The organism is Pseudomonas sp. Sample_10 (genome assembly GCF_004321495.1).
Classification (GTDB): domain Bacteria; phylum Pseudomonadota; class Gammaproteobacteria; order Pseudomonadales; family Pseudomonadaceae; genus Aquipseudomonas.
In genome coordinates, this window is sequence record NZ_RCOE01000215.1 from 1 (window position 1) to 6,665 (window position 6,665).

At 61.7% G+C, this 6,665-nt stretch carries 5 protein-coding genes and 1 pseudogene; 2 read left to right on the forward strand and 4 right to left on the reverse strand.

Translation table 11 applies throughout. From position 1 onward, the window contains the following. Positions 1–49: 49 nt before the first annotated feature. Positions 50–691, reverse strand: a complete 642-nt coding sequence (locus tag D8U18_RS20765; protein WP_056854045.1) for an HD domain-containing protein — start codon at positions 689–691, stop codon at positions 50–52. A gap of 334 nt (positions 692–1,025) precedes the next feature. Here D8U18_RS20765 and D8U18_RS20770 point away from each other — a divergent pair, with 334 nt between their 5' ends. Continuing rightward, positions 1,026–1,991 carry a DJ-1/PfpI family protein gene (locus tag D8U18_RS20770; protein ID WP_131108321.1) on the forward strand — a complete coding sequence of 322 codons (966 nt, stop codon included), beginning with the start codon at positions 1,026–1,028 and terminating at the stop codon, positions 1,989–1,991. A gap of 107 nt (positions 1,992–2,098) precedes the next feature. On the opposite strand, the gene D8U18_RS20775 is transcribed toward D8U18_RS20770, so the two are convergent. Both D8U18_RS20775 and D8U18_RS20780 read right to left on the reverse strand, forming a co-directional pair. After that, on the reverse strand, positions 2,099–4,510 hold the full coding sequence (locus D8U18_RS20775) for a penicillin acylase family protein (RefSeq protein WP_131108322.1): 2,412 nt from the start codon (positions 4,508–4,510) through the stop codon (positions 2,099–2,101). Positions 4,511–4,620: 110 nt separating this feature from the next. Further along, positions 4,621–5,202 carry a DUF6436 domain-containing protein gene (locus tag D8U18_RS20780; RefSeq protein WP_056854042.1) on the reverse strand — a complete coding sequence of 194 codons (582 nt, stop codon included), beginning with the start codon at positions 5,200–5,202 and terminating at the stop codon, positions 4,621–4,623. Positions 5,203–5,298: 96 nt separating this feature from the next. Between D8U18_RS20780 and D8U18_RS20785 the strand changes: the two genes are divergently transcribed. Next, positions 5,299–6,246 (forward strand): alpha/beta hydrolase, encoded by a 948-nt coding sequence (locus D8U18_RS20785; RefSeq protein WP_131108323.1) that lies wholly within the window; start codon positions 5,299–5,301, stop codon positions 6,244–6,246. Positions 6,247–6,349: 103 nt separating this feature from the next. Here the strand turns inward: D8U18_RS20785 and D8U18_RS20790 are convergent. Continuing rightward, positions 6,350–6,665: pseudogene (locus tag D8U18_RS20790) on the reverse strand (hypothetical protein); the annotation flags it as partial.

A 6,665-nucleotide genomic window follows, 5' to 3' on the forward strand; every position in this document is an offset into this window, starting at 1 on the left:
GCGTCCCGGGCTGCATTCCCACGCAGAGCGTAGGAACGATCATGTGCGGTCAGGCAATCCAAGGGGATTTGCGGATGACCTCGACGAAGTTCATCGGCTTGAACCCTGGCTCCTGATCCACCAGCACATCGGTCTTCACGTTGCCGAACGTCGTCTGCGGGCGATGACGCAAACCGTCGGCAAAGGCGCAGATGATGCACTCCTTGAATCCCTCGCCCCGCGGATGCGCATGCACCACCGCTTCGCGCTGCTCAGTGGAAAACGCCGCGTAGTCCATCCCCAGCACGTCCATCTCGACGCCGGCAGTCACCAGCGCCACGGTCGGCCGCAAGTGCTGCGGTACGCCCGGCGTGGTGTGCAGGGCAATCGACAACCAGACTTGCTCGATATCGTCTTCGCTCAGCCCGTATGGCTTGAGAAACGCCGCCGCCGCGTTGGCGCCATCGACTTCGAAGCGTTCGTTGTCACTGCGGTAACCTTCCACCAGCCCCAGGTCATGGAACATCGCGCCGACATACAGAAGCTCCGGGTTGTAGGCCAGTTGCTTGCGCTCACCGCTCAGCGCGCCGAACAGAAACACCCGGCGCGAGTGGTGGTAGAGCAGGTCGGATTCGATGTCGCGGATGTATTCGGTGGTTGCTTTGACCAGTGCGCTGTCGGGGATTTTGATCCCGGCGATGGTGGTGCTCATGGACGATTCCTCACAGTGAGCGCCGTGGCGGCGCTGAGGATTCAAGTCTGTCCGCGGCCCCTCAAGCGAACAATCGAAGCGTGGCTGCGATCCTTGCCAATGAGCATGCATATCGCGCCAGCCTCGCTTGTTGGACCCGGATTGGCTAGGGTTGGTCGCGGTAGCCGTGCTTTTGTGGCGAGGGAGCTTGCTCCCGCTGGGCTGCGAAGCAGCCCCCAAATCTGCGACCGAGATACAGGTGTATCGTATCCGGCGATTTTGCGATTGCTGCGCAGTCGAGCGCGAGCAAGCTCTCTTGCCACAGTAAGCGTGATCCATACAGGCGTTTCGAACCATGAGTAAAACCGTCGCCATCGTGGTGTTCGCCGGCGTTCAGTCGCTGGATGTCACCGGTCCTATGGATGTGTTCTGCGAGGCCAATCGCTTTCTGGCGCCCGAAGATCACTATCGACTGGAAGTGATCGGCGTGGAGCACGGGGTGATGGCGTGTTCGAATGGCCTGGCGCTGAACGCCCATCGGCATTTCAGCAAAGCGTCACAGGCTTACGATTTGCTGCTGGTGGCCGGTGGTCCGCAGTTGCCATTGATGGATTTTGGCGTCGCGTTCAATGCCTGGCTGCGAGATGCCTGCGCGTTGGCGCAACGCTTTGGGTCGATCTGCAACGGTGCGTTCATGCTGGCCCGGGCCGGTTTGCTGGAAGGGCGGACGGTGACGACACATTGGGGCGATGCGGCGGCGCTGGCGGCATTGTGTCCGTCGACCCGGGTCGAAGCCGATCGTTTGTACGTACAGGACGCCGAACTCTACACCTCGGCCGGCGTGACGGCGGGCATCGACCTGTCGCTGTATTTACTGGCACGTGATCACGGACCGGAAGTGGCACTGAACGTGGCAAAGCGATTGGTAGTGTTCACCCAGCGCTCCGGGGGGCAATCACAATTCAGTCCGTTCCTGACCCCTCACGCCGAACCGACGTCGGCGGTGGCGATGGTCCAGCATTATGTGCTGGCCAATCTGACGGGCGACCTGACCATCGCCGATCTGGCCAATGCCGCCAACATGAGCGCGCGCAACTTTTCCCGGGTGTTCGCCAAGGAAGCGAAAATCACCCCCGCCGAGTTCGTTGAGCGGGCGAGAGTGGATGCCGCGCGGGTGATGCTCGAGAGCACACGGGCACCGCTCAAGACCGTGGCCTGGCAGTGCGGCTTTCGCGATGCCCAGCACATGCGCAGCGTGTTCAATCGCAGGTTGGGGGTGACACCGCAGCAGTTCAGGCTGAACTTTGCGGCGATGGTGTAAGCAAGGGCCTCTTCGCGGGTAAGCCGAGCTCCTACGGGATTTACGCCATTCAATATCCCGTAGGAGCTCGGCTTGCCCGCGAAGGCGTCCGCTCAATCAATCAACCGCTATTGCTTTGAGCGCGCCGGCAACAGCTTCAAGGTGCTGCGGGTATTGGCCGTCACCTCTTCATCAGTGAGGTGCGCCTGGTAGTAAACCCCTTCGACATACGCATCGGCCTGATCATCGAAATGACTGTCGAACGGCACGCCACTCTGCCCAACCGGATTGATTGTCAGGCTGTGGGTCGGGTCGGCGAAGTCGATCAGGCGGCGGGTCGACGGGCCATAGGTGACCGGCCAGGGTGCCGGGCCGATCTTGGCCGACAGGTTGTTCGGCACTTCATGGCTGCCGGGTGCCGCGAACGGGCCGACGTTGAAGATCCGGTCCAGCGGTTTCTGCTGCCCCAGCGGATGGCCATGGGTCAGCGTGTGCGCCTTGCCCCACTGCCATTGCGCGAAGTCCGCTCCAAGGGTGGCCTTGAGGTGGGCGATACTCGCTTGCCAGGCAACCTTGACCGTGTCGGCCCGGGTTTCCTTGCCGAGTGTGTTGCGGTTATCCCACCACGGCGAATCCGGATTGGCCGCCAGGCGCGGGAGTGCAGCGTCGATCACTCGGGTCGACAGCAGCGTCTCGAAAAAATCATTGCCCAGCTCATCGTGCATCGCCGCATCGGCAAGGTTGAACAGGAACTGGTTGAACACGGTGGCGCTGGTGGACTCCAGCGGATAATCGCCCTTCCATTGCGCCAGTTGCCCCACCAGTTTCAGTTCGGCAGGATCCGTCACTACCGAGCGCAGCACCGGTAGCAGCGGTGCCAACAGACGCTGGCCGTAGCCGGTGGTGGTGCCCAGTTGCAGTTTCTGGCTGGCATCGAGATCCCACTTGATGGCCTTGTCGCCGAGCTGTTGATTGAGCTGCTGACCACGGTCGGCCAGGTTGTAGTAACCGGGAATCTCCATGCCTGTCGCCGACACTGGCTGGAAGTTGGCGGAGACGATATAGCCCCTTGCCGGGTTTTCTTCCTGCGGGTTGGCGCTGAACGGGTAGAAACCGTCCTTGTCCGCCTCGGCACTGCTGCCGTCGAGAATGAACCAAGGCTTTACGCCGGCAGGCCGCTTGGGCAGCTGCGCCGCCGCCCACCAGCCGATATCACCCTTGGCGTTGGCCCAGACGATGTTCAGGCCGGGCGCCTGGACCTTGGCGGCCGCGCTGCGCGCCTTGGCCAGGGTGTCGGCGCGATTGAGCTGATAGAAACCTTCGAGAATCGGGTTCTGGCTTTCCAGGAACCCCCACCACATGGCGATCGGCGTTTTGCCGACGCTGTTGCCCAGCGCATCATTGACGATCGGGCCGTGGGGCGACTGGCGCAATACCAGGGAGACCGGTGCCTGGCCCTTCACCGCGATCTGCTGTTCGCTGCTCACCAGATCAACCCACTTGCCGCGATACCAGACCTGATTGGGGTTGTCCGGGTTGACCTTCTCGGCGATCAAGTCCAGGTCGTCGTTCTGGAACATGGTGATGCTCCAGCCGAAATCACGGTTCATGCCCAGCGAGGCGAAAGGCATCAGGGCCTGATAGTGGCCGTACAGGTCAAAACCCGGTGCCGAGAGGTGCGCCTCGTACCACACCGACGGCGCGGAGAAACGGATATGCGGATCGCCGGCCAGCAGCGGCTTGCCACTTTTGGTGTGATTGCCGGCGACCACCCAGGCATTGCTGCCCTCGAATTGCGGCAGGCCGTTGTCGGCCAAGGCTTGCTCACTGAGGCGGGCGAGGGCGTTGAGGTCTTTCCAGTCCGCGTTGGCGAGGGTTGGTGCGGCGGCGTTGTGTTGCTTGGCCAGCACGCCTTTGGGCTGCCAGTCGAGGTCGAAAACGTTCAGGTATTGCGAGCCGAGTTGATCGCGTACGTAGGTCAGCAGCGGTTCGGTACGGAACGCTGCGGCAAAACTGTAGGCCATGTAGCCGGCGATGCTGATGGTGTCCTGGGCGGTAAACGGGCGCTTCTGGATACCCAGAACATCGAACTCCACGGGTTTTGCATGGCTGTCCTGATACTGGTTGATACCGTCCAGATAGGCTTGCATGGCGATGAAGGCCGGTGATTGCTGGTCCAGATTGGCCAGGTAGGTTTCGGCACGTTCGCGAATGCGCAGGCTGCGCATCAATTTGTCGGTGTCGAGCAGCTTCGGCCCCAGCACCTCCGCCAGCTCCCCCCGGGCGAGGCGCCGCAGGACTTCCATCTGGAACAGTCGATCCTGGGCGTGGACGTAGCCAAGCGCGCGGTACAGATCGGTTTCGTTTTCGCCGCGGATGTGCGGGATGCCGCGCTCGTCGTAACGTACGGTGACCGAGCCTTGCAGGTGTTGCAGCTCCACCATGCCCTGACGTGTCGGCTGCTTGCTGTAGACGTACCAGCCGCCAGCGGCAGCGATTGCGACGACCAACAAACCGAGTGCGGTCAGGCTACGTTTCATGGTGACTCCTTGTTGTTATGGTGGCAGCAAATCCCTGGTGCCACTGTTTAACACGGCTCACCGTAAACAGGCATCGCCCGTAGGAGGGATTCGTATTGCGGCGTTTGTCGCTACTGAGTCGTAGTGGCAGGCCACGGGCAGTAACACCCAACGGCCAGTGTGTGCGTGGCACTCACTGCGCGACCTTCGTTTAACGCTTGCAGGATCGGCTCGATAAAACTGTTGCTCGAGTTGCAAGTCAGGCCTTCGCTGTAAGGGCCGAAGTACGCCAGTTTGCCGGTGCGGTCCCAAATCGCCACGGCAGGGCTGGCGGGGACTTGTTCGGAGCCGGGCAGGATGGTCAGTGTTTTCAGGCTGCTCAGGTTGCTCGGCAGTTGTCCGTGGCTGCCGGTTTTTTGCACCGCATAGAATTCAACGCCTTTTGGTACGTACTGTTCAACCAGTTCGCTGAGGTGTTGTTGATTGCCGACGTTGCACGGGCAGGCCGGGTCCCAGAAATGCACCAGACGGATGGCGCCCGGTCCGGCAAGGGTGTCGGGTAAACGCAGCGGGTCGCCGGAGAACACAGCGGTGTGTTCGCTGAATGCGCGCAGGTAGCGCCCCTGGAACCAGTCGTAAGCCGCCCACAGCACTGCGGCGCAGAGCAGGGTCAGCAGGCTGACAAACAGGGTGGCACGAACGGGCGAGCGCATCGGTTCAATCCTCGAAGGTCGGCTAGCTTGCCATGCTTGCTGCGACAGATGAATATCGCAGGTCCATAAAGTCCGTTTCAGGTAATGGAATCGTTCATGCCCGCCACTTTCGACCCCAACGATCTGCGCGCCAGCCTGCGGCCACTGGCTGAAGGTCAGCCGTTGTCAGCGCAGGCGCAGGCCTATCAGCGATTTTACGGACTGGATTTTTCGTCGCGCGACGTGCGCCGCGGCCTGGGGCGTTTTCAAGTCGACGGCTATGAGGTGGTCAGCCAGGTCTGGTGGCCGCAGCAGGCGAAAGCGACCCTGTTTGTCTTTCATGGTTTTTACGATCACACCGGGCTCTATCGCCATGTGATCGAGTGGGCGCTCGATCAGCAATTTGCGGTGATCGCCTGCGACCTGCCCGGACATGGTCTGTCCAGTGGCGAGCGGGCGAGCATCAAGGATTTCGCCGAGTACCAGGACACCTTGCAAGGGCTGTTTGCCGAAGCGCAATCCCTCGACCTGCCGCAACCGTGGCACCTGTGCGGGCAGAGCACCGGTGGGGCGATCGTGATCGACCATGTGTTGAATGCCGGGGCGAACAGCCCGGCGCAAGGGCAGGTGATTCTATTGGCGCCGCTGGTGCGGCCGCGAGCGTGGGGCTGGTCGCATTTCAGCTATTACTTGCTCCGGCCATTCGTCAAAGCGATTGCGCGGCGCTTCAGTGAGAACTCCAGCGATCCGGATTTTCTACCGTTCCTGCAGGCCGATCCCTTGCAACCGCTACGTCTGCCAACCGCCTGGGTCGGGGCGCTGGCGCAGTGGATCAAACGCATCGAAGCGGCGCCGGGCAGCAACCGTCGGCCTTTGATTGTGCAGGGTCAGGCGGACATGACCGTGGATTGGCAGCACAACCTTGAGGTATTACGGGCAAAGTTCGACCGGCCGCAGGTATTGATGTTGCCCGAGGCGCGGCATCATCTGGCGAATGAGGCGCTGGTGTTGCGCGGGGAGTATTTCGGTTTCTTGAGCAAGCGGATCAAGGGGCGCAATCTTTAGCGGTCCTTATGGCCTCATCGCGGGCGAGCCCGCTCCCACAGGAGAACGCGGTCAATTGTGGGGGCGGGCTTGCCCGCGATTACGGTTTGTCAGGCGCCACAAATCACTGGCCGAGATTCGACGTACTCTGCCCCACCGCCAACCCGGCCTTGATCGCCGCCAGTGCTGCCTGGTAATACGCCTTGCCTTCTGCCGATTCGGCAAACGTGGCGAACTCTTCCAGCTCTTCATCCGACAGGTCGCGATAGACGTAGAGCAGCGTGTTGTTCAGATCGCTGCCGATCTGCTCCATCAAGCGCTGGCGCTGACCGTTCAACATGCCCTGCGCCTGCCCGGCGCCGAGCAGGCCGGGGATCATCGAGCTCAGGCTGTCGGCGGCGACACCGGCAATCGCCAGGCTGACCTCGGCGCCAGCTTCA